The following is a 23,610-nucleotide window of genomic DNA, read 5'->3' on the forward strand; positions in this document are numbered from 1 at the left end:
AGGTGAAAAGGTCAGGGCGCGGCCCCGGACCGTTCGAGCCGGAAGGCCGCCAAGATCGCGGCGACAGAAGCCGGGGCTGCGGCGTGATGGCAGAAGCGTCTCGCCCGCCGCCCGACGGTCCTTCGGAACGGCCGCGCAAGGCAGGACCGCGACCCGGCCCGCCCGGGCAGCGGGCTAGGGGGCAAGTGTCCCGGCCGGGTGCGCTCCGCTTTCATCCTTCAGCACGACGCCGGTCCGGCCCAGCTTGCGGGCAGCCGCGATCAGCCAGGCGATGCGCGCGGCCGCCGCCTCGGGCGACAGCCCACCGGTGCGGTGGATATTCGAGACGCAGTTCCGCGCACTGTCCTTTGTGCCGGGCACGGGGTTGGCGGTGAGATAGGCCCCGAGGCTGTCCGAGACGCTGAGCCCCGGGCGCTCGCCGATCAGCATCAGGCACATCGCGGCCCCCATCCGCCGGGCGATGTCATCGCCAAGCGCCACCCGCGCACCCTCGGCCAGGATGACGGGCGTGGCGTCCAGCTCGGGCAGCGCCGCGCGCAGGGCCGCGATCACCGGCGCGGCATGGGCCAGCGCCGGGGCCGAGAGCCCGTCTCCGACCACCACGACGAGCGGAGCGCCGGTGCGCGGCAGATCCACCGGCCCGGCCAGATGGCGGCCCAGATCGGGGCGCCGCAGATAGATACTGCGCGCGACCGCCTGGCTTTGCACCCGGATCGTGGCCAGCGGGGTCAGCGCCGCGGCAAGCGCGTCCCAGTCGGGCCGGGCATGGATCGCGTCGCGGGCGGCGGCATGGGCCTCCTGAAACGCCAGAAGCGCATCCAGCGGTGTCGGGCCCGCCGCCGCATCCAGCCGCACCCGGGCGGGCGTCATCGCCCGCAGCCGTCCGAACCCCGTGCTGACGCTGCCGCTCATGTCGGAATCCCCATCCGCTTGCCCAGCGCCGCCGCATCCGGCAGCGCGGCCGGGCCCGCCGCGCCCTGCGCCAGCCCCGTCTTCGCCAGCCAGGCCTCGAATTCCGGCGCGGGCCGCAGCCCGGTCACCTCGCGCAGATAGCCGACATCCTCGAAGGCGAGGCTCTGATAGCCCAGCATCACGTCATCGGCGCCGGGCACGGTGATCAGGAAGGTCACGCCCGCCCGGGTCAAGAGCGTCATCAGCACGTCCATGTCGTCCTGATCGGCCTCGACATGGTTCGTGTAGCAGACATCGACCCCCATCGGCAGGCCCAGGAGCTTGCCGCAGAAATGATCCTCGAGCCCGGCGCGGATGATCTGCTTGCCGTCATAAAGATATTCCGGCCCGATGAAGCCCACGACGGTGTTGACCAGCAGCGGCCGGAAGGCGCGGGCGACGCCATAGGCGCGGGCCTCCAGCGTCTGCTGATCGACGCCGTGATGGGCATCGGCCGAAAGCGCCGCGCCCTGCCCGGTCTCGAAATACATCAGGTTGTCGCCGACCGTGCCCCGGCCGAGACTGCGCCCGGCCTCCAGCGCCTCGGACAGCATCGCGAGGGTGACGCCGAACCCCTCATTGGCGGCCTCGGTCCCGGCGACCGACTGGAACACCAGATCGACCGGCGCGCCGCCCTCGATCAGGCGGAGCGCGTTGGTCACATGGGTCAGCACGCAGGTCTGGGTCGGGATGGCCAGAGCCGTCACCATCTCGTCCAGCGCCGCCAGCAGGCCCGCGCAATTGCCCAGGTTGTCCGAGGCCGGGTTGATGCCGATCACCGCGTCCCCTGCCCCGAACAGCAGCCCGTCCAGCGTCGAGACCGCGATGCCGCACGCGTCGTCGGCCGGGTGGTTGGGCTGCAACCGGGTCGACAGCGTCCCGGTCCTGCCGATGGTGTTGCGAAAGGCGGTCACCACCTCGACCTTGCGCGCCACCCGGATCAGGTCCTGATTGCGCATGATCTTCGACACCGCCGCGACCATCTCGGGCGTCAACCCCGCTGCGGCCGCGGCAAGGCTTTTCGCATGGGCCGCGGGCGACAGCAGCCAGTCGCGCAGATCGCCCACCGTCATCGCCGCGAAGGGGGCGAAGGCCGCAGGGTCGTGACTGTCCAGGATCAGCCGCGTGACCTCGTCGGCCTCATAGGGCACGACCGCCTCGGTGAGGAACGCGGCCAGCGGCAGATCGGCCAGCGCCCGCCGCGCCGCGACCCGTTCGGTCGCGCTTTGGGCCGCGATGCCCGCAAGCTGGTCGCCCGAGCGTTCCGGCGTCGCTGCGGCCAGGAGCCGGGCCAGACTGTCGAAGGCGAACCGCTCGCCCCCGGCGATGGCACAGTATCGGGGCATGTTTCCCGCCTTTCCCGCTCAGACCGTCCGCAGATGCCCGGGCCAGTCGGCATGGCCGGTGATCTGGCGAAACCGCATCAGCTTCCACATTCCGTATTTGTGAAAATCGAAGGCCAGTCGCGACACCTTGAGCTGCACCATCGACCACAACGCCCATTTCACGTCGGCCAGCGCCTTGTGGACGATGACCCGCGACACGATCTCGGGACGGACCGCGCCGAAATAGGCCTCGATCAACTCAAGTTCCTGCGCGGGGGTAAAGAACATCTCGCCGAACCAGATCCCCAGATCGTAGCAGCGGTCGTTCATCGAGGCATATTCGTAGTCGATCAGCAGGATCGAGCCATCCTCGCCCATCATGAAATTCCCCGGCATCGGGTCGTTGAAACAGGGCACCAGATCCAGCCCCGAGGCCGTCAGCGCCTCGCGCGCCATGGCCTCGTTCAGCATGATCCAGTCATGGTCGCGAAACCGCGGCGCGCCCAGATCGGCGGCCTGGGCGGCGTGTTCGTCGATCATGTCGAAGACGGTCTTGGTCGCGGCCAAGGGCGGCAGCGCGTGCATCCGGCGATAGGCGGCAATGGCCGCGCGGCGGTTTTCGGGAACCGCGAAATCGCTGTGGGTCGAGGGGCGGCGGTCGGCCATGAAATCGTTGATCTCGACGCCCTCGGCGGCCAGATCGTCATAGACCCGGGGGCCGAGCCCCGCCGCCGCCGCCTTCTGCGAGGCCTCGAAGGCGGCCGCGCGGTCGATGAACATCTCGGTGCCGTTGCCGGGGATCTTGACGAACCAGTCGCCACTGCCGTCGGTCGCGGTGACCCGCCAGTTCTCGTTGCTGATCCCGCCCGAGACCGGGCCATAGACCATGCCCGCCCCGCCCCGGAACAGCGGCGCCTTGGCGATCACCGCCTCGATCGCCTCTTCCATCGGATGCGCGGCCTGCCCCAGCGTCTTCATGTTCATGCCGCCCCTCCTGCCAGCCGGATCTTCTGCTCGAATTGCGGATGGTTCAGCGCCATCCGCAGCCGCATCAGCCGCCATTCGCCGTATTTCAGCCATTCGACGCCGCCCCGGACCGAGGTCCGCGCCTTCAGCCGCGCCCAAAGCGCGTGCAGCATGTCATCGACGAAGGACCAGAGCCGGGCGCGGGCAAAGCCCGCGTCGTCGACGCCCCCGGCATAGGCGGCATAGCCCGCCTGCATGTCGCGCTCGAAATCGGTGGCCTCGGCCAGCAGGACCCCCAGATCGTAAAGCGGGTCGTTCATCCCCGCGCGGTCGTAATCGACCAGCAGCACGGTGCCCCCGGGCCCCAGCATCAGATTCGAGGCCGCGCCGTCATTGCGGCAGGGCGCCAGCGTCGCGCCCGTCCGCAGCACCGGCTCGGCCGCCCCGATCAACCGGCGCAGCCAGTCGATATCGTCGGGCAGCGGCGCGCCGATCCGGCCGAATTCGGCGATCTGCGCGTCGATCTGCGCGAAGGGATCGAAGCGGGTGGCGAGCGCGGGCGTCGCGTGCAAGGCCTTCAGCGCGGCCATCGCCCCGGCCAGAACCGGCGGCTCCTGCAAGTCCTTCTGCATCGCGCGCCGCCAGCCATCGGCCTCGGTCAGGGCCTCCATGGCGATGGCGCCCTGCGCGGCGTCCGACCACAGCACCTGCGGCCCGACCCCGGCCGCGCCTGCCTGGTGTGCCAGCGTCATGGCGGCGTCGAGGTCGAACCCCTCCCTCATCTCGGGATGCATGACCTTGAGGAAGACCTCGCCCGTCAGGATCGAGGCGCTTTCCAGCGCCAGATAGCTGGGCGAGGCCAGCGGCGCAGGCCCGGGGCCGGCCCCGTCGCAGGCCAGCCCGGCAGCGGCACAGGCGGCGGCCATCATCTCGTTTGTAACAAGCGCCCCGCTCATGCATTCGCCCCGAGGGCAAGATCCAGATCGCCGCCCGCGCGGTCGATCCGGCGGACCATGTCGGTCAGCACGTCGCCGCCTGCGGCCAGATCCTCGGGGCTCGTGTATTCGTCATTGCGGTGGATCACGCCGCCAACCGAGGGCACCGCGAAAACGAGGCTCGGGAGGATCGCGTTCACCGCCACCGCGTCATGCCCGCCGATGGTGTCGAGCTGCATCCTCGGCAGCCCGAAATCGTCTGCCACCCGCTCGGTCAGCATCGCCAGCCGGGGGTCGAACTTGCCCGCCGGGCGGCGGTCGATGGACATGATCTCGGCCGTGGTCCGCGCCCGTGCCGCCAGTTCCGGCAGGGCCGCGCGCAGGCTGGCCTCGGACCAGTCCAGCATCGCCTGTTCGGGCGCGCGCAATTCGCAGAACAGGATGGCCTTCCCGGGCACGATATTGGGCGAATTGGGCGAGATATCGACCCGCGCGACCGAGGTGAACAGCGTGTCCTCGGCCACATCCGCCAGCCGCCGCACCTCGGCGATGATATGGGCCGCGCCCAGAACCGCATCCTTGCGGTCCTCCATCGGCGTCGGGCCGGTATGGTTCTGCTCGCCCGTGACCTCGATCCTGACCTTCAGCGCGCCCCAATGGCGCAGGAAGGGCGCGATGCGGGCGCCCGCCGTCTCCATCCTGGCATCGCCCTCGATATGGATCTCGAGATACAGATCGGGGCGCGGCGCCGCGTCGGTGCCCTTGTATCCGGTGCGGACCAGTTCCTCGCCCACGCTCTTGCCGTCGCGGTCGTGCCGCGCCAGCGCCCAGTCTAGGTCTAAAAGCCCCGCGAAGACCGACGAGCCCAGAAGGCTGGGCTGGAACCGCGCGCCCTCCTCGTTCATCCAGTCCGCGATGACGTAGTTGCAGCGCGGCGCCGCGCTGGCCTTGCGAAAGCTCTCGACCGCGGCCAGCGCCGCCATCACCCCATAGGCGCCGTCGAACCGCCCGCCTTTGGGCTGACTGTCGAGATGCGAGCCGATCATCACCAGGGGCGCGTCCGGCCCCGCAAGGTCGATCCGGCCGAAGAGATTGCCGATGGCATCGACCAGCACCGTATAGCCGCGCGCGGTCAGCTCGGCCCGGAACCAGTCGCGGGCGGCCTTGTGGGCATCGGTCAGCACCGGGCGGTCGACCCCGCCATCGCCGGTCGATCCGAATTCCGACACCTTTTCCATCAGCTGGTTCAGAAGATCCGCGTCGATGCGGGCAAGGCTCGGGGTCTCAGGCATGGGGCGTCTCCGTGGCGGTTTCATGCAGCGCGATGTCGGGGTCGGGGTTGAGGAAACAGGCGGCCAGCGCGTGATCGCCGCGGGCGCGGAGCGCCGGGTTCTCGGCCCGGCAGCGGTCGAAGGCCTGCGGGCAGCGGCTGGCAAAGGCGCAGCCCGGGGGCAGGTCGATGGGGCTGGGGGGTTCGCCCTCCAGCAGGCAGTCCTCGGGGCGGTAGCGGCGTTCTTCCAGCGTCGGCGCAGCCGACAGCAGCGCGCGGCTGTAGGGATGGCCCGGGTCGAAGAAGAGCCGCTCATTGGGCGCGACCTCGACGGTTTCGCCGAGATACATCACCGCGATCCGCGAACAGACCTGCCGCACCATCGTCAGGTCATGCGAGATGAAGATATAGGTGAAGCCGTGCTGGGCCTGCAGCTTGTCGAAGAGATCCAGCAGCTTGCCCTGTTCGGTCTGGTCAAGCGCCGACAGCGTCTCGTCCATGATCAGCAGCCGGGGTTCCAGGATCATCGCGCGGGCCACGTTCAACCGCTGGCGCTGGCCCGCCGACAGCCCGGTCGGCAGCGCCCGGTACAGACTGTCCGAAAGCCCGACCTCGGCCATCACCGCCCGCGCCCGGTCGCGCCGCTCGGCGGCGTTGCCGATCCGGTGGATCTTCAAGGGCTCTTCGAGGATCGCGCCGATCGCGGATTGCGGCGGCAGGCAGCCGTAAGGGTCCTGCAGCACGAGCTGGAACTTGCGGCGCAGCGCGCGCAGGCGTTTGGGGCTGGCGGCAGCGACATTCTCGCCCTCGAAGAAGACCGAGCCCGCATCGGGCCGTTCCAGCCCGGTCAGTAGCCGCATCAGCGAGGATTTCCCGCAGCCGGATTCCCCCACCACGCCGAAATTGTCGCCCGGGAAGACGTCGAATTCAACATTGCGCACGGCCTGCACCCGTGACACGCCGGCCTGGCCCCGAGCGCGGACCTCATAGGCCTTGGCCAGCCCCCGGACCGACATGATCGCGCGCCGGTTCCGATCGATCCCGCGCCCCGCGCCGGTCTCGCCCCCCTGCCAGAGCGTCGGCAGCTCGGCGATCAGATCCTTGGTGTAGGCATGTCCGGGACACGCCACCAGCGCGGCCGGGGTCTGGCGCTCGACCACCCGCCCCTCATGCAGCACCATCACCTCGTCCGAGGCATCGCAGGCCACCGGCAGCGACGAGCAGATGAACAGGATCGCGGTCGAGAAGTCATGGTTCAGCTCGCGCATCAGCTTGAGGATCTGCGCGGCCACGGTCACATCGAGCGGCTGGGTGATGTTGTCGGCGATCAGAAGCGCGGGATCCGAGATCAGCGCATCGACGATCATCGCCCGCTGCATCATGCCGCCCGAATACTGGAACGGATATTCATGAAACCGCCGCCCGGCCGAGGGGATATGCACGGCCTCTAGAAGCCGGATCGCCTTGTCCCGCGCCGCATCGGCGGACATGTCGGGCCGGACCGCGCGAAGCTTTTCCACCAGCTGTGCGCCCACCGTCATGGTCGGATCGAGCGCGCCCGCCGGGTTGCCGCCAACATAGGCGATCTCGCGCCCGGCAAGGCTGCGGGCATGGGCCGGATCGGCCACCAGATCGCGACCGCGAAACCGGATCTCGCCGCCTGTCACCCTCAGCGGCGCCGACAGCCAGCTGGCCAGCGCGCGGGCCAGTACGGTCTTGCCCGAGCCGCTTTCCCCGATCACCGACAGGATCGAGCGCGGCGCCAGATCGAAGGAGATATCGGTCAGGATCGGTTTCTCGCCCGCCGCGACGCTCAGGCCGCGCACGCAGAGAAGGGTTTCGGTAGCTCCGGTCGTGTCCAAGGCCATCTCACGCCCCTCCATAGATCGCGTTCCGGGCGCGTTCGAGCGCGGCGCCCATCAGGTTGATGCTGGTCAAGGTCAGCACCAGGAAGACGCCGGGCATGGTGGCGATCCACCAGGCGTTCATCAGGTACTTGCGCCCGTCGGCGATGACATTGCCGAAGGTGGGGGTGGGCGGCTGGACCCCGAGCCCGAGGAACCCCAGCACGCTTTCGAAGATCATCATCCGCGCGATATCGAGCACCGCGACGAAGGCCATCGGTGGCAGCACCAGCGGCAGAAGCAGAGTGAACATGATCCGAAGATCGGTCGCCCCCAACACCAGCGCGCCGCGCACATATTCCTTCTTGCGCTCGGCCATCACGGTCGAGCGCATCACCCGCGCATAGACCGGCCAGCCCGCCAGCCCCAGCACCAGGATGATCGAGGGGATGGTGGGCCGCGAGACGCCGAGGATGGTGATCGCGAGGATGATCATCGGGACCGAGAGCTGGGCATCGGTCAGCCGCATCAGCACGGTATCGGTGCGCCCGCTGAAATAACCCGCGAAAAGCCCGATCATCGCGCCCGCCAGCAGCATCAGGACCGTGGTCGAGACCCCGATCAGAAGCGAATAGCGCAGCCCCACGAGAGCCCGCGAAAGCATGTCGCGGCCGAGCTGGTCGGTGCCTAGCGGATGCGCCCAGTTCCAGCCCTCGCCCATGAACAAAGGCGGGGTCAGCTTGGCGCGGATGTTCATCTTGGTCGGGTCGATGCCGCTGAGCTCGGGGTACAAAAGCGCCGCCAGCAGCAGCAGAACGAAGACGGCCAGACCGATCCGGAACTCGACCGAGGCGAAGGCGGTCTGCCAGATCCGGGTCGAGATCCGGCGCCCGGCCTCGGGGCCGGCCGTGGCAAGGGGCATGTCGGTGCTGGTCATCAGTAATCGAGCCTCGGATCGATGGCGGTGGCCAGAAGGTCCACGGCGATGTTGATCAGGACGAAGACGGCGGCGGTGACGATGGCGATGCCCTGGATCAGCGGGAAATCGCGCTGCATCACGGCATTGATGGTCAGAAGCCCGAGCCCCGGATAGTCGAAGATGAACTCGATCACGAGAACCCCGCCCAGAAGCATCGAGAACTGCACGCCCAAGAGGTTCAGAAGCGGCACTGCCGAATTCTTCAGCGCATGGCGAAAGACGATCTGGTTGCGCGAGAGGCCGCGCACCCGGGCGATGTCGATGAAGCTCTGGCCCATCACGCCCGCGACCGAGACGGTCAGGGTGCGGATGATGAAGGGCGCGATCTCTACCGCCAGCACCAGCGCCGGCAGAATGGTGTAGGAAAAGCCCCGATAGCCGATGGCGGGCAGAAGGTTCAGCTTTACCGACAACAGGAGCGCCAGAACGATCCCCAGCCAGAAATTCGGCAGGCTCACGAACAGGGACGAGGTATAAAGCGCCAGCCGGTCGGGCAGGCGCCCCGGATAAAGCCCGCCCCAGACGCCGATCGGCACCCCGATCATCAGCGCAAAGACCATGGCCAGCAGCGCCAGTTGCAGGGTCATCGGCGCGGTCTCGGCGATCAGGTCCAGTACCTTGGCGCGCTCGCCCCGGGTGGAATCGTCGAAGCTCGCGCCTCCCACGGCCGCGCCGCTGGCGGGCCGCACGAAGGATTCGCCCAGATCGCCCTGCAGCACCTTGCCCATGTAGCGGCCGAACTGGACATGGATCGGATCGCGCAGCCCCATTTCGGCGGCGATCTCCTCGACCAGGGTGTCGGGGGCCATGCCCCCCACCATCAGCCGGACCGGATCGCCCGGCACGACGCGCAACAGCGTGAAGATCAGGGCCGAGACCAGAAAGATGATGATCGCGCCCTGCCCCAGCCGTCGCGCGAGGAATCGTAGGATGAACATCGGCAAGCTCCCGAATGCGTGGCAGTCCCGTCAATGGCCGGAGCCCCCAAGGAGGAGTGGGGTGCGGGGGCTCCGGCCGGCCAGTCAGCCGAGGGTCGTCATGGACGCATCGGACTGGCCGTCGGGATAGATGAAGAGCCCGTCCACATTGGCCCGCATCCCGTGGATCAGGACCGAGGTGAACAGGCTCAGCGCCGGGACCTTGTCGGCCAGCATCGGCATCAGGTTCGTTTGCAGGCTTTCCTTGCGCGCCTCAAGCGAGGGCGCATCGCGTTCGGCATCCAGCGCCGCGTCGATCTCGGGATCGACGATGCCGCAGATCCGCTTGGAGCTGGAATGGAAATGCGTGCGCAGGACCAGATCGGGCTCGGGCGAGCCCGTCGACCAGCCGCAATCGACCATATGGCCCGGGCCACCGCCGGGGCGGTCGTAAAGCCGCTCGTTCCAGGCCGCGACCTCCATCACGTTCAGCGTGACCGGGAAGCCCTGTTCCTGCAGCAGCACCGCGATCAGCTCGCCATATTCCTTGGTCTTGGGATAGAAGCCGGTCGAGGTGATGTATTCCAGCTCGGGCAGACCCTCGCCGCCCGGATAGCCCGCCTCGGCCAGCAGGCGCTGGCATTCCTCGGGATCGTATTCGGGGTAATTCTCCAGATCGACATAGCCGAACTTGATCGGCGAGACGAAATTCGACGAGGCCTCGCCGGCCGAGCCCATGATCTCCATGATCATGCTGCGATCGATGGCATGGCAGGCGGCCTTCCTGACGCGCCAGTCATCGAAGGGCGGCTTCGAGCAGCGGAACCACAGGTACTTGTTCTCGACCGAGACCAGCCGCGAGATCTTGATGTCGTCGCGCGCCTCCAGCGTCTCGACCTGTTCGGGCTCGAGCCGTTCGATGACATCGGCCTGCCCGTTCATCAGCGACAGCATCCGCGTCGTCGCATCGCCCACGAAAGAGAAGGTGACGCCCGTGACCTTGGGCGCGCCGCGGAAATAGCCTTCATAGGCTTCCATCACGGTGTCGTTGCCGCGCTGCTCGACAAAGCGGAAGGGGCCTGTGCCGTTCAGCCGCTGGCTGAGCACCCCCTTGGGGCCCTCGGCCACGTCCTTCGCGGACAGGATCGGCAGATAGGAGGCGAGGAAGATGAAGAGCGAGGCGCCATAGCCGCCCTTCGAGGTATCGACGATCACGGTATGGTCGTCGGGGGTCTCGACGGCGAAGGTGTCAGGGCCGCCGGGATAGACCTGCTTGGGCCGGTCGAGCTTTGCGCCGTATTCGAAGGTCGCCTTGACGTCCTCGGAGGTGAAGGGCTTGCCGTCATGGAAGGTGACGCCGTCCCGCAGCCTGATCTGCAACCGGTGGGCATCGAGTTCGGTGATCTCGGTCGCGAGTTCATAGACCACCTTTTCGGGATCATCGGGGCGCATCGGGGCCCGGGTCAGGTACCCCATGACGAAGCCCTCGATATTGGTCTGCGACAGCGTCGTGTGGGCGGTCGGGTCCCAGTTGCCGGTGATGTTCTCGGCCGAGAGAAAGACCAGCGGGCGGGCCTCCTGCGCGAAGGCCGAGCTGAAGAAGAAATCGGGGTTGATCCGCGCCGCCCCCAGCGCCGCCCCCGCCATCGCGCCGTATCGGAGAAAATTCCGCCTATCCATGGTCGTGCACTCCTTGTTGGTCTGTCTGTTGTCGTCATGACGGCAGGCCCCGGTTGATCCGGGATCGCTGCCTCAGGCCGCCTGGCCTGTCCGCAATCTTTCGATCCGCTCCAGCATCGCGCCGTGCAGCCCGGGCGTGGCCGCAGCCAGCACCTCGCCGCTCGAGCCGACGCCAAGCGGCTGTCCCTGCCAGTCGGTGATGACCCCGCCCGCGCCGCGGATGACCTGCACCAGCGGCAGGTAGTCATAGGGCTGCAGCCCGGTTTCCAGCACCAGATCGCAATGCCCCGAGGCCAGAAGCGCATAGGCATAGCAATCGCCGCCGAAGCGCAGCATCCGGACCGTCCGGCGCAGCATCTCCAGCACCTCGGCATCGGGGCCCGCAAACAGCATGGGGTCGGTCGTGTAGGCGAAGGCCTCGGCCGGATCGGTACAGCCGCTGGTGCGGCAGGGCCGGCCGTTCAGGGTGGTGGCCTGCCCCGCGACCCCGCACCAGCGTTCGCCAAGCGCGGGCATGTCGATCTGCCCCAGACAGGGCGCGCCATCCTTCAGAAGCGCCATCAGCCCGCCGAACAGCGGATTGCCGGTGACATAGCTCTTGGTGCCGTCTATCGGATCGACCACCCAAAGATGCTCGCTGTCGGGGCGCAGCGGCGCCTCTTCCTCGCCGAAGATGCCATGGGCGGGGAAGCGCGCCATGATCCGCTCGCGCATCAGCGCCTCGACGGCGCGGTCCGCGAGGGTGACGGGGCTGTCATCGGCCTTGCTCTCGACATCCAGCGCCTGACGGAAATGCTTCAGCGCGATGCGGCCCGCCTCGTCTGCCGTGTCATTCGCGAAACGCAGCGCATCGCCCAACTCGTTCATACCTGCCAACCCCGGTCCTGCAATTCGACTTGTTCCGCCTCCAGCCTCCACAAGCAGGGGCTCGAATGTCAAGAAAAACGCACATGAATCCCCAGAATTCACAAATCGCCCTAGCAGAGAGCACGTTTTACGCCCAGAAGAGCGCGAATTATGCGGCTTTACGGACAGGGAAGCGGCATTTCGCCGCCAAAACACACAAATTTCCCTCGTAAATGTGGCGAATCCCTCAGGACCTGCTAAAACCACACAACCGATACAGGAGACCCGACAGGATGCAGCCTTACGAAAGACATTCGAAGATCCTGGAACGGCTCGGCCATGACCGCCGGGTCTTCACCGCCCAGCTGGCGCGGATGTTCGACGTCTCGCATGAAACCGTGCGCCGCGACCTGCTCGAGATGGAACAGAATGGCAGCCTGACCCGCGTCCATGGCGGCGCCGTCGCGACGGAGCGCGAGATCCTGCCCGAGCCCGCCTTCTCGGAACGCCGCGTCGCCCATGCCGACAAGAAGGCCGCCATCGGCACCTTGGCCGCGACCCTGATCCCGCCGGGCTCGACCGTCTTCATCGATGCCGGCACCACGACCTGCGCCTTCGCCCGGGCGCTGGCGCGGATGGGCGAGATGCGGATCATCACCAATTCCATCGAGATCGCACAGCTCGCGGGCCCCGCCCGGGACTGCGACACGCTTCTGCTGGGCGGACGCCCCCATACAGACGTGCCCGCCACCTATGGCGAGATGACCCTCTCCGAGATCGACCGCTTCCTGGCCGATTACGCCGTGCTCTCGCCGGTCGGGCTGCATGCGGACCGGGGCGCGACCGATTACGCGCTGCACGAGGCCGAGGTCGCCCGTGCCATGATGCGGCGCTCGCGCGACTGCATCATGCTGTGCCATTCCGAGAAGATCGGCACCGAAAGCCGGGTCTCGATCTGCCGCCTCGACGAGATCGACCATCTGGTCACCGATGAGGCCGCCGACCGCGGCCTGCGTCTGCCCCGGGGCCAGGTCCATTACGCGGACACGGGGGCAGGCTTCTGAGCCCGGGCCGGTCGCACCCCCGGCAACAACGCGGAAAATGCCAGAGAGGCCAGGTTGTCGACAGCCCAGGCAGGCGCCCGGCTGTCATCGGACCCGGCCGGTCCGACCGGATACCGCCCCGTTGGCCCTTCGCCGGGTCGGTCGCGTTTCCGGGGACGGGCCGCGCCCCTTCCCAAAACGAAAGGGCCGCCCTGCGGGCGGCCCTTGAACCGTGAAAATCGGACTGAACCCGGTGGCTCAGCCGTTCACGCTGTCCTTCAGGGCCTTGGCGATGGTAACCTTCACCACCTTGTCGGCGTCCTTCTTGAACTGCTCGCCGGTGGCGGGGTTGCGCACCATGCGCTCGGGGCGCTCGCGGCAGTAGATCTTGCCCACGCTGGGCAGGGTCACCGAACCGCCGGCCGCCACCTCACGGGTGATGATCGCGGTGATCGCGTCGAGGGCGGCAGAGGCCGTTTTCTTGTCGGCCTCCATCTCCTCGGCGAGGGCCGCAACCAGCTGGGTCTTGGTCATGGGTTTGGCCATGTATGGTCTCCTCGTTCCTGCCCTCTATGGGGGCGTGTCGCGTGTATTTAACTCAGTATTGCGGACCCACACAACCATTTGTGGGGCAAACAACCGTATTTCATAGCGTTCTGCGACCGTTTTTCCGCCCATCGGCGGCAATGCGCAAGCCGAAGCCGACCGCACCGGCGCTTTTCCCCCGGTTCCCGGGCCCAAAGGCCTCACCCGAAACCGAAAACGACGGCGCATGCGCCCGGACCCGCCCCATCCCGAACCGCATCGCCCGGGCGATGCGCATGGGTCAGAGAAAGGCCGTCTCCTCGAAGCTGCGCAGCTTGCGGCTATGGATGCGTTCCAGCGGCATGTCGCGCAAAAGCTCCATCGCCCGGACTCCGATGGCCAGATGCCGCGCAACCTGGGTCTTGTAGAAATCCGAAGCCATGCCGGGCAGCTTCAGTTCGCCATGCAAGGGCCGGTCCGACACGCAAAGCAGCGTGCCATAGGGCACCCGGAAGCGGAAACCATTGGCGGCGATGGTGGCGCTTTCCATATCGAGCGCGATGGCGCGGGACTGCGACAGCCGCTGCACCGGGCCGGTCTGGTCCGACAGTTCCCAGTTGCGGTTATCGATGGTGGCCACCGTGCCGGTGCGCATGATCCGCTTGAGCCCATAGCCCTCGAGCTGCGTCACCTCCTCGACCGCATCCTCCAGCGCGACCTGGATCTCGGCCAGCGCCGGGATCGGCACCCAGAGCGGCAGATCGTTGTCGAGCACGTGATCCTCGCGCAGATAGCCATGGGCCAGCACGAAATCGCCCAGCCGCTGCGAATTCCGCAGGCCCGCGCAATGGCCCACCATCAGCCAGGCATGCGGGCGCAGCACCGCGATATGATCGGTCGCGGTCTTCGCATTCGAGGGGCCGACGCCGATATTCACCAGCGTGATGCCCTGCCCGTCGGGGCGCTTGAGGTGATAGGAGGGCATCTGCGGCAGCTTGAGCGGCACCGGCAGCTGGGTCTCGGGCGCCCGGATCTCGGCATTGCCGGGGCCGACCAGCGCGGTATAGCCGCTGTCCGGATCGGCCAGCGCCCGCCGCGCCAGCGCCTCGAATTCCTCGACATAGAACTGGTAGTTGGTGAACAGGACATGGTTCTGGAAATGCTCGGGCGCGGTCGCGGTGTAATGCGCGAGCCGGGCCAGAGAATAATCGACCCGCTGCGCGGTGAAGGGCGCCAGCGGCCGGGCCACGCCCTCGGGCATCGACCAGGTGCCGTTGACGATGTCGTCATTGGTCGTGGTCAGGTCCGGAACGTCGAAGAGATCGCGCAAAGGCACATCCAGCGCACCGTCCTGGGGCACCGTGACCCCGGCGCTGCCCATCGCGAAATGAATCGGGATCGGCGTGGTCGAGGGGCCGATCACCACCGGCTGACCGTGGTTTTCCAGAAGCAGGCCGATCTGCTGGCGCAGGTAATTGGCGAAAAGATCGGGCCGGGTGACGGTGGTGACATAGGTCCCGGGCTCGGCGACATGACCGAAGGAAAGGCGGCTGTCAACCAGGGCATGGGTGACGGTGGAAAAGCGGATCTCGGGATAGACCGCGCGGAACCGGACGCGGGGGGCCGATCCGGCCAGCACCTCGTCGAAACGAGCCCTGAGAAAGCCGATTGCGGTTTCGTAGATCTCGACCAGCCGCTCGACCGCCCGGGCCGCATCGGTGAAGCTTTCGGGGGCGGGCAGGCTGGGGCTGGAAAGCGGCAAATCGCTGTGGTCCGGCATGGGCGGGTCTCCGGTCGGCTGGGTCGGGCTCGGGCCAAGTGTCACGCTTTACCCGCGAGGCGCAAGCCTCGCTCTCTGCAAGCCCCGGGCGCAAGCCTCGCTCTCGGAAAGCCCGGGGCACAATCCTTGCCCTTCGCCGATACGGGGCGCTGCGCCGCAGACCCGACCCCGCCCCTTGCCACTGGCGCCGTCCGGGGCAATCTATGGGGCATGACAGGTACCCTTCTTTCCATCGGGCATGGATATTCCGCCCGCGAGCTTGCGCAGAGCCTCGGACCGGGCTGGCGCGTGATCGGCACCAGCCGCAGCCCCGAGGGCGTCGAGGCCCTGCGCCGAACCGGCATCGAGGCCCGGATCTGGCCCGGCGAGGATCTCGGCCCCGATCTGGCCGCAGCCACGCATCTCATGACCTCGGTGCCGCCCGGGGCCTCGGGCGACCCGGTGCTGGCAGCCCTGGGCGAGACCCTGCGCGCGGCCCGCCATCTGCGCTGGGTCGGCTATCTCTCGACCACCGGGGTCTATGGCGATCATGGCGGCGACTGGGTCGACGAGAGTGCAGAGCTGACCCCGGCAACCTCGCGCGGCGCGGCCCGGGTCGCGGCCGAGGCGGGCTGGGCCGCGCTGGACCTGCCGCTGCATATCTTCCGGCTGGCTGGGATCTACGGGCCCGGCCGCTCGCCGCTCGAGCGGGTGCGCGAGGGCCGCGCCCAGCGCATCGTCAAGGAGGGCCAGGTGTTCTCGCGCATCCATGTCGAGGATATCGCCCAGGTACTGGCCGCCTCGATGGCCGCGCCAGATCCCGGTGCGATCTACAACCTCGCTGATGACGAGCCCGCCCCGCCCGACGAGGTGATCGCCTTCGCGGCCGAGATGCTGGGCCTGCCGGTGCCGCCCGCCATCCCCTTCGAGAAGGCCGAGCTGAGCCCGATGGCCCGCAGCTTCTACGCAGAATCGAAGAGGGTCCGGAACGACCGGATCAAGACCGACCTCGGGGTCCATCTGCGCCATCCCGACTATCGTGCCGGGCTGGCAGCCTTGCTGGAGGCCGAACGCGCCGCAATGATCCGCTGATTTCAACGCTTGCATCGGCCCGGGCGCCCGCGTCTGGGCGCCCACCTTGCAAGCAAGGTCTCTGGGCCGATTTTCGCAGGGCTTACTTTCCCGGGTCCTGCTTTCGTCAGGCCCGAAGCGCGGCCTGCGCCGCAGCGCCGGCCAGAACCTGGCGCACCTTGGCCTCGATATCGGCCGCGTTCAGCCGGGCATCGGCATACATCGCCTCGGCGCTGGCATGGTCGATGAAGGTATCGGGCAGCACCATCGAGCGGAACTTGAGCCCCTCGTCGAAGACGCCCTTCTCGGCCAGAAGCTGGGCCACATGGCTGCCGAAGCCGCCGATGGCGCCCTCCTCGATGGTGATCAACGCCTCATGCTCGCGAGCCAGCTGCAGGATCAGCTCCTCGTCCAGCGGCTTGGCGAAACGGGCATCGGCGATGGTGGGCTCGATCCCTTCGGCGGACAGCGCCTTGGCAGCCTCGCGGACCTCCTTCAGCCGGGTGCCGAAGCTCAGAAGCGCGACGCGCTTGCCCTCCTGGACGATGCGGCCCTTGCCGATTTCAAGCGGCACGCCCTTTTCGGGAAGCTCGACGCCCACGCCTTCGCCGCGCGGATAGCGGAAGGCGATGGGACCTTCGTCATGGGCGACGGCGGTCGCGACCATATGCACAAGCTCGGCCTCGTCGGCGGCGGCCATCACCACCATCCCCGGCAGGTTCGCGAGGAAGGCGGTATCGAAGGCCCCGGCATGGGTCGCCCCGTCGGCGCCCACCAGCCCCGCGCGGTCGATGGCAAAGCGCACCGGCAGGCGCTGGATCGCGACGTCATGGACGATCTGGTCATAGCCGCGCTGCAGGAAGGTCGAATAGATGGCGCAGAAGGGCTTCTGCCCGCCCGCCGCCAGCCCGGCCGAGAAGGTGACGGCATGCTGCTCGGCGATGCCGACATCGAAGATGCGTTCGGGGAAGCGCTCGGCAAAGAGGTTCAACCCGGTGCCGTCGGGCATCGCCGCGGTGACGGCCACCACCTTGCGGTCGGCGCGGGCCTCGCGGATCAGCGCCTCGGCGAAGACCTTGGTATAGCTTGGCGCATTGGCGGGGGTCTTCTTCTGGACCCCGGTCTCGATGTCGAATTTCGAGACGCCATGGCCGCAATCGGGCGCGTTCTCGGCCGGGGCATAGCCCTTGCCCTTCTTGGTGATCGCATGGATCAGCATCGGGCCGGTGGCGCGGGTCTTGACGGTGCGCAGGATCGCCAGCAACTGGTCGAGATCGTGGCCGTCGACCGGGCCGACATAGGAAAAGCCCAGCTCCTCGAACAGCGTGCCGCCGACGGTGACCTGCTTGACCAGATCCTTGGCGCGCTTGGCGCCCTCCTGGAAGGGCTCGGGCAGGTGCTTGATCGCACCCTTGGCGATGGACTTGAATTCCTGGAACGGCGCGCCCGCGTAAAGCCGGTTCAGATAGCGCGACATGGCGCCGACGGGCGGCGCGATCGACATCTCGTTGTCGTTCAGGATCACGATCAGCCGCTTGCCCAGATGGCCCGCATGGTTCAGCGCCTCATAGGCCATCCCGGCCGAGAGCGAGCCATCGCCGATCACCGCGATGGCATCGCCCACGCCGGCCTCGGGCGCGGTGCCCAGATCGCGGGCGACGGCAAAGCCCAGCGCGGCCGAAATCGAGGTCGAGCTGTGGCCCGCACCGAACGGGTCGAATTCGCTTTCCGAACGCTTGCAGAAACCCGACAGCCCGCCCTGCTGGCGCAGCGTGCGGATGCGGTCGCGACGCCCGGTCAGGATCTTGTGCGGATAGCACTGATGGCTCACGTCCCAGATCAGCTTGTCGCGGGGGGTGTCGAAGACCGCATGCAGGGCCACGGTCAGCTCGACCACGCCAAGCCCCGCTCCCAGATGCCCACCGGTTTCGGAGACTGCCGAGACCACCTCCTGCCGGAGCTCCTGCGCGACCTGCGCGAGTTGGGCATCCGAGAGCCCCTTCAGATCCGAAGGGCTGGCGATCCCGTCGAGAAGCGGGGTATTCGGGCGGTTATTCACTGGGACAGCCCTCCCTGGGCGTTACCTGGATTATGACTCGCGGGAAATGACGAAACGGGCGGCGGCCTTCAGCGGATCGGCCTGCCCGCCAAAGGAAGAAAGTGCGGCCTCGGCCTCCTCGACCAGGGCGCGGGCCCGGGCGCGGGCACCGTCGAGCCCGAGAAGCGACACGAAGGTCGCCTTGCCGGCCTCGGCATCCTTGTGGACCCGCTTGCCGGTCTTGGCGGCGTCGCCCTCAACATCGAGAATGTCGTCGGCGATCTGGAAGGCAAGGCCGAGCGCGGTGGAATAGGCGGTGAGCGGGCCGGTATCGGCGCCGGCCAGACGGGCGCCCGCCTCGGCCGACCAGCGGATCAGCGCGCCGGTCTTGTTGGCCTGAAGCGCGGTGATCTCGTCCAGCGTCAGCGGCCGGCCGGCGGTCTCGGCGGCGATGTCCTGAGCCTGGCCCAGCACCATGCCGTCGATGCCCGAGGCCTTCGCCAGCGAGGCCACAAGGTCGATCCGCACCGCCGGGTCGGGATGGCAGGCGGGCGCGGCCAGCAGATCGAAGGCCAGCGTCTGCAGCGCATCGCCGGTCAGAAGCGCGGTGCCCTCATCCCATTTGACATGCACCGTGGGCTGGCCCCGGCGCAGGTCGTCATTGTCCATGCAGGGCATGTCGTCATGCACGAGGCTGTAGGCATGCAGCGCCTCGACCGCCGCCGCGGCATCGACGGCCGCCTCGGGCGCGATGCCGTAAAGTGCGGCCGACTCGAGCACCAGGAAACCGCGCAGCCGCTTGCCGCCCGAGACGGCATAGCGCATCGCATGGGTGACGGGCTGGTCGGCGGCCCCCGCAAGCGCCTCGGTCAAACGCGTCTCGATCCGCTCGGCGGCGGATTTCAGGCTGGACTGGAACATCGCTGTCAAAGACCTTCGGCCGGTTTCGTCCCTGTGGGGTTGCCCGACGCGTCAAGCGTCATCGCCTCGATCTTGGCCTCGGCATCGCGCAGCTTGGCTTCGCAATGCTGCCGCAGCTTCATCGCGCGTTCGGAGAGCGCAATCGACTCTTCCAGCGGCACGTCACCGCGTTCAAGCGCGGCGACGGCCTCTTCCAGAGCCCGCATCGCATCCTCGAAGGTCATTTCCCCGATGGGTTTTTCCGTCATGCCCCCCGCTCCATCAGCACCGCCACATGGGCCGCCGCAGAGGCCCCAAGGGCTTCAAGATCATATCCGCCCTCCAGTGTCGAGACCAGCCGCCCCCCCGAATGGGTCTCCGCGATGTCGCAGAGGCGGTGGGTGATCCAGGCGAAATCCTCGACCCGCCAGGCCAGTTCGGCCAGCGGATCGGCGGCATGGGCGTCGAACCCGGCCGAGACCAGAACAAGATCCGGGGCAAAGGCGTCGAGCCGGGGCAGCGCATGGGCCTCGAAGGCCGCGCGGAAGGCCCGCCCGTCGCTGCGGGGGGCCAGCGGCAGATTCAACACGTTCTCCGCAGTGCCGGTCTCGGCCGCCTCGCCGGTGCCGGGATAAAGCGGCATCTGATGGCTCGAGACGAAGAGCGTGCGCGGCTCGTCCCAAAGAACATCCTGGGTGCCGTTGCCGTGATGCACGTCGAAATCGACGACCGCGACGCGGCACAGCCCATGCCGGTCGAGCGCGTATTTCGCGGCGATGGCGATGTTCGAGAACAGGCAGAAGCCCATGGCGCGCGCCGGTTCGGCGTGATGGCCGGGCGGACGCATCGCGACGAAGGCATTGGCGGCCGTGCCTGCCATCACCATGTCGACCGCCCGCAACACGCCGCCCAGCGCCCGGAGCGCCGCCCGGTACGACCCGGGCGAGACATGGGTATCGGGATCGAGCGGCGCCGTGCCCCCGGCCGGGATCGCGGCCCTGACCGCGTCGATATGGGCCTGCGGATGGGCGCGCAGCAGGTCTGCCTCGTCAGCCAGCGGCGCCTCGGCGCGCAGAAGCCCCGCGAAACGCCCGGCCGACAGCGCCCCGGTCACGGCGCGCAGCCGGTCGGCACATTCGGAATGGCCGGGCGGGGTCGCGTGATCGAGCCCGTCCGGATGGGTCAGGAACGCCGTGGTCATGGCCCAAGGCTACGCGGGCACGCCGCCTGCGGGCAAGCCCCGCGCGCAAGTAGCCTCCGCCGGGCCGGAACGGACGCGGGCGGACCGGGCGCCGGGCGGGATTAGTGTCGGGATTCAGTCGGGCGCCAGCATGTAGCCCTCGCCCCGCACGGTCTGCAGATAGCGGGGCTGTTTCGGGTCGTTCTCGATCTTGCGGCGAAGCCGGGTGATCTGCACGTCGACGGCACGTTCCTGCGCCTGCCCGCCATCGCGGCCCAGCTCCTCTACCAGCCGGGTCCGGCTGACCGCCTCGCCCGGACTGGCCGAGAAGATCTTCATCAGCTGGGCCTCGGTCGCGGTCAGCCTGACCCGCTCCTCGCCCTGCCACAGCTCACCCCGGCCGACATCGTAGCGGACCGGACCCAGTTGCAGAACCTGCGGCAGCTCGTTCTCGGGGCGCAGCTGCGGCACCCGCCGCAGGATGGCGTTGATCCTGAGCAGAAGCTCTTTCGGCTCGAAGGGCTTCGGCAGATAGTCGTCCGCCCCGGCCTCGAGCCCCCGGATCCGGTCCGAGGTCTCGCCACGCGCGGTCAGCAACAGGATCGGCGTCGTGATCGCCTGCCGGAGCGCGCCGGTCAGCGCGATGCCATCCTCGCCCGGCATCATCACGTCAAGCACGATCAGATCGAATTCGAGCCCCTGCAACAGCTTGCGGGCATGATCGGCATCGCGTGCGGTGCTGACCCAGAAGCCCTGCCGCATCAGGAACTTGCGCAGCAACTCGCGAATCCGCTCATCGTCATCGACGATCAGAAGGTGAAGCTCGGCCTCGCCCATCATGACCCGCGCTCGGTGATCCGGTGGAAATGGCGGCGCATCTCGGGGTCCATCATCGCCTCGAGCACCTGGCGAAAGCCCGCCACCGCGGCAGGGCCCGCGGCGCGATAGGCATCGCGCATCCGCGCGCGCTGCGCGTCGGAGAGATGATGTTCGAGATCGAGCCCGGCCTCGGTCAGATAGAGGTGGCGTTCGCGCTTGTCGCGATGCCCGACCCGGCTTTCGACCAGCCCGTCCTCGATCAGCGACCGCAGCACACGGTTGAGCGACTGCTTGGTCACGCCGAGGATCGAGAGCAGGTTGTTGACGGTGGTCCCCGGCGCCCGGTGGATGAAATGGACCGCCCGGTGATGGGCCCGGCCATAGCCCCGTTCCTCGAGAATCCGGTCGGGATCGGCGGTGAAGCCGCGATAGGCGAAGAACATCGCCTCGATCCCCTTTCGCAACTGTTCGTCCGTCAGAAACAGCAAGCTTTCGCCGCTCTTCTGGGCAACCGCCGGGGCGATCTGGGCCATCGCAACCTCCCGTCTTTCGCATCGTGACCGAAATTTCAGCAATCTTATGTCAGCCTTGTTGACTTTCCAAGACTCAACTGGTAGCGAGCGGTGAAATTTGCGCAACATTATGTCCGATGCGGACTTAAGGTCAGCAATTTTCAGAAATCAGGACCCCGGAGGGGGAAAAGAAGAGGACGAAGGCCATGACTGGCTACGATGACCGCGACGGCGTTATCTGGATGGATGGGAAACTGGTGCCCTGGCGCGAGGCCAATGTGCACATCCTGACCCATGCCCTGCATTACGCCTCCGCGGTATTCGAAGGCGAGCGGGCCTATGGCGGAAAGATCTTCAAGTCGCGCGAGCATTCCGAGCGCCTCAAGCGCTCGGCCAACATGATCGACTTCGAGATCCCCTATACGGTCGACCAGATCGAGGACGCCAAGGCCGAGGTGATTAAGGCGAACGGGCTGACCGACTGCTATGTGCGTCCGCTGGCCTGGCGCGGATCGGGCCCCGACATGGGCGTGGCCTCGGAACAGAACCCGGTCCGGATGGCGATCGCGGTCTGGGAATGGGGCGCCTATTACGGCGCGGCCAAGATGAAGGGCGCCAAGCTCGACATTTCCAAATGGAAGCGGCCGAGCCCGGAAACGGTGCCGAGCCAGGCCAAGGCGGCGGGGCTGTACATGATCTGCACCATGTCCAAGCACGCGGCGCATGCCAAGGGCTGCACCGATGCGATGATGTTCGACTATCGCGGCTATGTGGCCGAGGCGACCGGCGCGAACATCTTCTTCGTCAAGGATGGCGAGGTGCATACGCCCAAGGCCGACTGCTTCCTGAACGGGCTGACCCGTCAGACCGTGATCGGCCTGCTGCAGGAGAAGGGCGTGACCGTGCATGAGCGCCATATCGAGGCCGCGGAGCTGGAAGGCTTCGAGCAGTGCTGGCTGACCGGCACCGCCGCCGAGGTGACCCCGGTGGCCGAGATCGGCGATTACAGTTTCGAGGTCGGCGCGCTGACCCACGACATCGCCGAGACCTACGAGAAACACGTCCGCGCCTGAGGCGCAGACCGGGCCGCGCGCCTCAGCCCTGGGGGGTGACCCCCTTGCGCGCGCGGCCTCGTTCCAGACCCAGCTGGCGTTCGCGCCAGATGATGACGACGCCGGCCGCGATGATCAGGCCGGCGCCGATCAGCACCATCGGCGTCGGGACCTCGGCGAAGACGAAATAGCCGATCACCAGCGCCAGCAGCATCGAGGCATAGTCGAAGGGCGCCACCAGCCCGGCCTCGGCATAACGATAGGCAGAGGTCAGGCAGATCTGGGCAAACCCGCCGATCAGCCCGGCCAGGATCAGCATCGCCGCGACCGGCACCGAGGGCATGACCCAGCCGAAGGGGATGGTGAACAGCGACAGGACCGTCGCCACCACCGAGAACCAGAACACGATGGCCGAGGTCCGTTCGGTCTGGACCAGCCTGCGCACGAAGACCTGGGCCAGCGCCGCAGAGGCCGCCCCGCCCAGCGCAACCACCGCGCCAAGCGTCGCGCGCGCATCCGTGGCATCGGTGCCGAAGGCGGACAGCCGCGGGCTGAGCACCACCACGACGCCAAGCAGCCCCAGCGCCACCGCCGACAGCCGGAACAGCCGCACCTTCTCGCCCAGGAACATCGCCGCGAAGATCACCACCAGCAGCGGCGCGGAATAGCTGATCGCCGTCGCCTCGGGCAGCGGCAGGATGCCCAGCGCCGCGAAGTTCAGCACCATCGCGGTGCCGCCCACCAGCCCGCGCCAGAACTGGCCCAGCGGGTCCTTCGTTCTCAGCCCCGCGCCCAGCTGCCCGGTCCAGACCAGCCAGACCAGGATCACCGGCAGCGCGAAGAGCGAGCGGAAGAACACCGTCTCGCCGGGCGGGATGCCCTGTTCGGAGGCAGCCTTGATCAGGGCCGACATCACCACGAAAAGCGTGACGGAGGTAAGTTTCAGGCCAATGGCGCGGGACGGGTTCATGAACGGCTCGGGTCTTGAGGGGGGTCGG

At 67.7% G+C, this 23,610-nt stretch carries 22 protein-coding genes; 3 read left to right on the forward strand and 19 right to left on the reverse strand.

The genetic code is table 11. From position 1 onward, the window contains the following. Positions 1-174: 174 nt before the first annotated feature. The 10 genes from eutC to hisN form a co-directional block, all read right to left on the reverse strand. The gene (gene eutC, locus ACK8CO_RS08925; protein WP_414898905.1) at positions 175-912 is read right to left on the reverse strand and encodes an ethanolamine ammonia-lyase subunit EutC; all 738 of its coding nucleotides are present in this window, start codon (positions 910-912) and stop codon (positions 175-177) included. Beyond that, on the reverse strand, positions 909-2,297 hold the full coding sequence (locus tag ACK8CO_RS08930) for an ethanolamine ammonia-lyase subunit EutB (RefSeq protein WP_414898906.1): 1,389 nt from the start codon (positions 2,295-2,297) through the stop codon (positions 909-911). The genes eutC and ACK8CO_RS08930 overlap by 4 nt, the downstream gene beginning before the upstream one ends. A gap of 18 nt (positions 2,298-2,315) precedes the next feature. Continuing rightward, positions 2,316-3,260 carry a phosphotransferase gene (locus ACK8CO_RS08935; RefSeq protein ID WP_112316134.1) on the reverse strand — a complete coding sequence of 315 codons (945 nt, stop codon included), beginning with the start codon at positions 3,258-3,260 and terminating at the stop codon, positions 2,316-2,318. Continuing rightward, positions 3,257-4,198, reverse strand: a complete 942-nt coding sequence (locus tag ACK8CO_RS08940; RefSeq protein ID WP_414898907.1) for a phosphotransferase — start codon at positions 4,196-4,198, stop codon at positions 3,257-3,259. Before ACK8CO_RS08940 ends, ACK8CO_RS08935 begins: the two co-directional genes overlap by 4 nt. After that, positions 4,195-5,469, reverse strand: a complete 1,275-nt coding sequence (locus ACK8CO_RS08945) for a Zn-dependent hydrolase (protein ID WP_414898908.1) — start codon at positions 5,467-5,469, stop codon at positions 4,195-4,197. The genes ACK8CO_RS08940 and ACK8CO_RS08945 overlap by 4 nt, the downstream gene beginning before the upstream one ends. Further along, complete coding sequence (locus ACK8CO_RS08950) at positions 5,462-7,315, reverse strand: ABC transporter ATP-binding protein (RefSeq protein WP_414898909.1); 1,854 nt, start codon at positions 7,313-7,315, stop codon at positions 5,462-5,464. The genes ACK8CO_RS08945 and ACK8CO_RS08950 overlap by 8 nt, the downstream gene beginning before the upstream one ends. Position 7,316: 1 nt before the next feature. Next, a complete protein-coding gene (locus tag ACK8CO_RS08955) occupies positions 7,317-8,228 on the reverse strand; it encodes an ABC transporter permease (RefSeq protein ID WP_080614830.1) in 912 nt (303 codons plus the stop codon). Then, positions 8,228-9,208, reverse strand: a complete 981-nt coding sequence (locus ACK8CO_RS08960) for an ABC transporter permease (RefSeq protein ID WP_080614829.1) — start codon at positions 9,206-9,208, stop codon at positions 8,228-8,230. Before ACK8CO_RS08960 ends, ACK8CO_RS08955 begins: the two co-directional genes overlap by 1 nt. Positions 9,209-9,292: 84 nt before the next feature. Further along, positions 9,293-10,867, reverse strand: coding sequence for an ABC transporter substrate-binding protein (locus ACK8CO_RS08965; protein WP_414898910.1), 1,575 nt, complete (start codon positions 10,865-10,867; stop codon positions 9,293-9,295). 72 nt (positions 10,868-10,939) lie between these two features. Further along, on the reverse strand, positions 10,940-11,734 hold the full coding sequence (gene hisN / locus ACK8CO_RS08970; protein WP_080614827.1) for a histidinol-phosphatase: 795 nt from the start codon (positions 11,732-11,734) through the stop codon (positions 10,940-10,942). Between the two features lie 272 nt (positions 11,735-12,006). Here hisN and ACK8CO_RS08975 point away from each other — a divergent pair, with 272 nt between their 5' ends. Next, positions 12,007-12,777 carry a DeoR/GlpR family DNA-binding transcription regulator gene (locus tag ACK8CO_RS08975; RefSeq protein WP_414898911.1) on the forward strand — a complete coding sequence of 257 codons (771 nt, stop codon included), beginning with the start codon at positions 12,007-12,009 and terminating at the stop codon, positions 12,775-12,777. Positions 12,778-13,014: 237 nt separating this feature from the next. Here the strand turns inward: ACK8CO_RS08975 and ACK8CO_RS08980 are convergent, their stop codons facing one another. Both ACK8CO_RS08980 and ACK8CO_RS08985 read right to left on the reverse strand, forming a co-directional pair. Continuing rightward, entirely contained in the window at positions 13,015-13,302 is a 288-nt protein-coding gene (locus ACK8CO_RS08980; RefSeq protein ID WP_080614825.1) for an HU family DNA-binding protein, read from the reverse strand. 280 nt (positions 13,303-13,582) lie between these two features. Further along, positions 13,583-15,061: an AMP nucleosidase gene (locus ACK8CO_RS08985; protein ID WP_414898912.1), complete on the reverse strand. Its 1,479-nt coding sequence runs from the start codon at positions 15,059-15,061 to the stop codon at positions 13,583-13,585. A gap of 210 nt (positions 15,062-15,271) precedes the next feature. Between ACK8CO_RS08985 and ACK8CO_RS08990 the strand changes: the two genes are divergently transcribed. Beyond that, positions 15,272-16,132 carry an SDR family oxidoreductase gene (locus ACK8CO_RS08990; protein ID WP_414898913.1) on the forward strand — a complete coding sequence of 287 codons (861 nt, stop codon included), beginning with the start codon at positions 15,272-15,274 and terminating at the stop codon, positions 16,130-16,132. 106 nt (positions 16,133-16,238) lie between these two features. On the opposite strand, the gene dxs is transcribed toward ACK8CO_RS08990, so the two are convergent. The 6 genes from dxs to ACK8CO_RS09020 all read right to left on the reverse strand — a co-directional run bounded on the left by dxs (position 16,239) and on the right by ACK8CO_RS09020 (position 21,581). Continuing rightward, entirely contained in the window at positions 16,239-18,170 is a 1,932-nt protein-coding gene (gene dxs, locus ACK8CO_RS08995; protein ID WP_414898914.1) for a 1-deoxy-D-xylulose-5-phosphate synthase, read from the reverse strand. A gap of 30 nt (positions 18,171-18,200) precedes the next feature. After that, complete coding sequence (locus tag ACK8CO_RS09000) at positions 18,201-19,070, reverse strand: polyprenyl synthetase family protein (protein ID WP_414898915.1); 870 nt, start codon at positions 19,068-19,070, stop codon at positions 18,201-18,203. 5 nt (positions 19,071-19,075) lie between these two features. Next, positions 19,076-19,318, reverse strand: a complete 243-nt coding sequence (locus tag ACK8CO_RS09005; RefSeq protein ID WP_414898916.1) for an exodeoxyribonuclease VII small subunit — start codon at positions 19,316-19,318, stop codon at positions 19,076-19,078. Beyond that, a complete protein-coding gene (locus ACK8CO_RS09010; protein ID WP_414898917.1) occupies positions 19,315-20,250 on the reverse strand; it encodes a histone deacetylase family protein in 936 nt (311 codons plus the stop codon). Before ACK8CO_RS09010 ends, ACK8CO_RS09005 begins: the two co-directional genes overlap by 4 nt. 114 nt (positions 20,251-20,364) lie before the next feature. Beyond that, positions 20,365-21,066 (reverse strand): response regulator, encoded by a 702-nt coding sequence (locus ACK8CO_RS09015; protein ID WP_080617893.1) that lies wholly within the window; start codon positions 21,064-21,066, stop codon positions 20,365-20,367. Further along, positions 21,066-21,581, reverse strand: a complete 516-nt coding sequence (locus ACK8CO_RS09020) for a MarR family winged helix-turn-helix transcriptional regulator (protein WP_080614818.1) — start codon at positions 21,579-21,581, stop codon at positions 21,066-21,068. The genes ACK8CO_RS09015 and ACK8CO_RS09020 overlap by 1 nt, the downstream gene beginning before the upstream one ends. A 185-nt stretch (positions 21,582-21,766) precedes the next feature. On the opposite strand from ACK8CO_RS09020, the gene ACK8CO_RS09025 reads away from it, so the two are divergent. Continuing rightward, entirely contained in the window at positions 21,767-22,633 is an 867-nt protein-coding gene (locus ACK8CO_RS09025) for a branched-chain amino acid aminotransferase (RefSeq protein WP_080614817.1), read from the forward strand. Positions 22,634-22,655: 22 nt separating this feature from the next. On the opposite strand, the gene ACK8CO_RS09030 is transcribed toward ACK8CO_RS09025, so the two are convergent. Then, entirely contained in the window at positions 22,656-23,582 is a 927-nt protein-coding gene (locus tag ACK8CO_RS09030; RefSeq protein ID WP_080614816.1) for a DMT family transporter, read from the reverse strand. Between the last annotated feature and the right edge of the window lie 28 nt (positions 23,583-23,610).

This window comes from Rhodovulum sp. HP10, assembly GCF_047553435.1.
Classification (GTDB): domain Bacteria; phylum Pseudomonadota; class Alphaproteobacteria; order Rhodobacterales; family Rhodobacteraceae; genus Rhodovulum.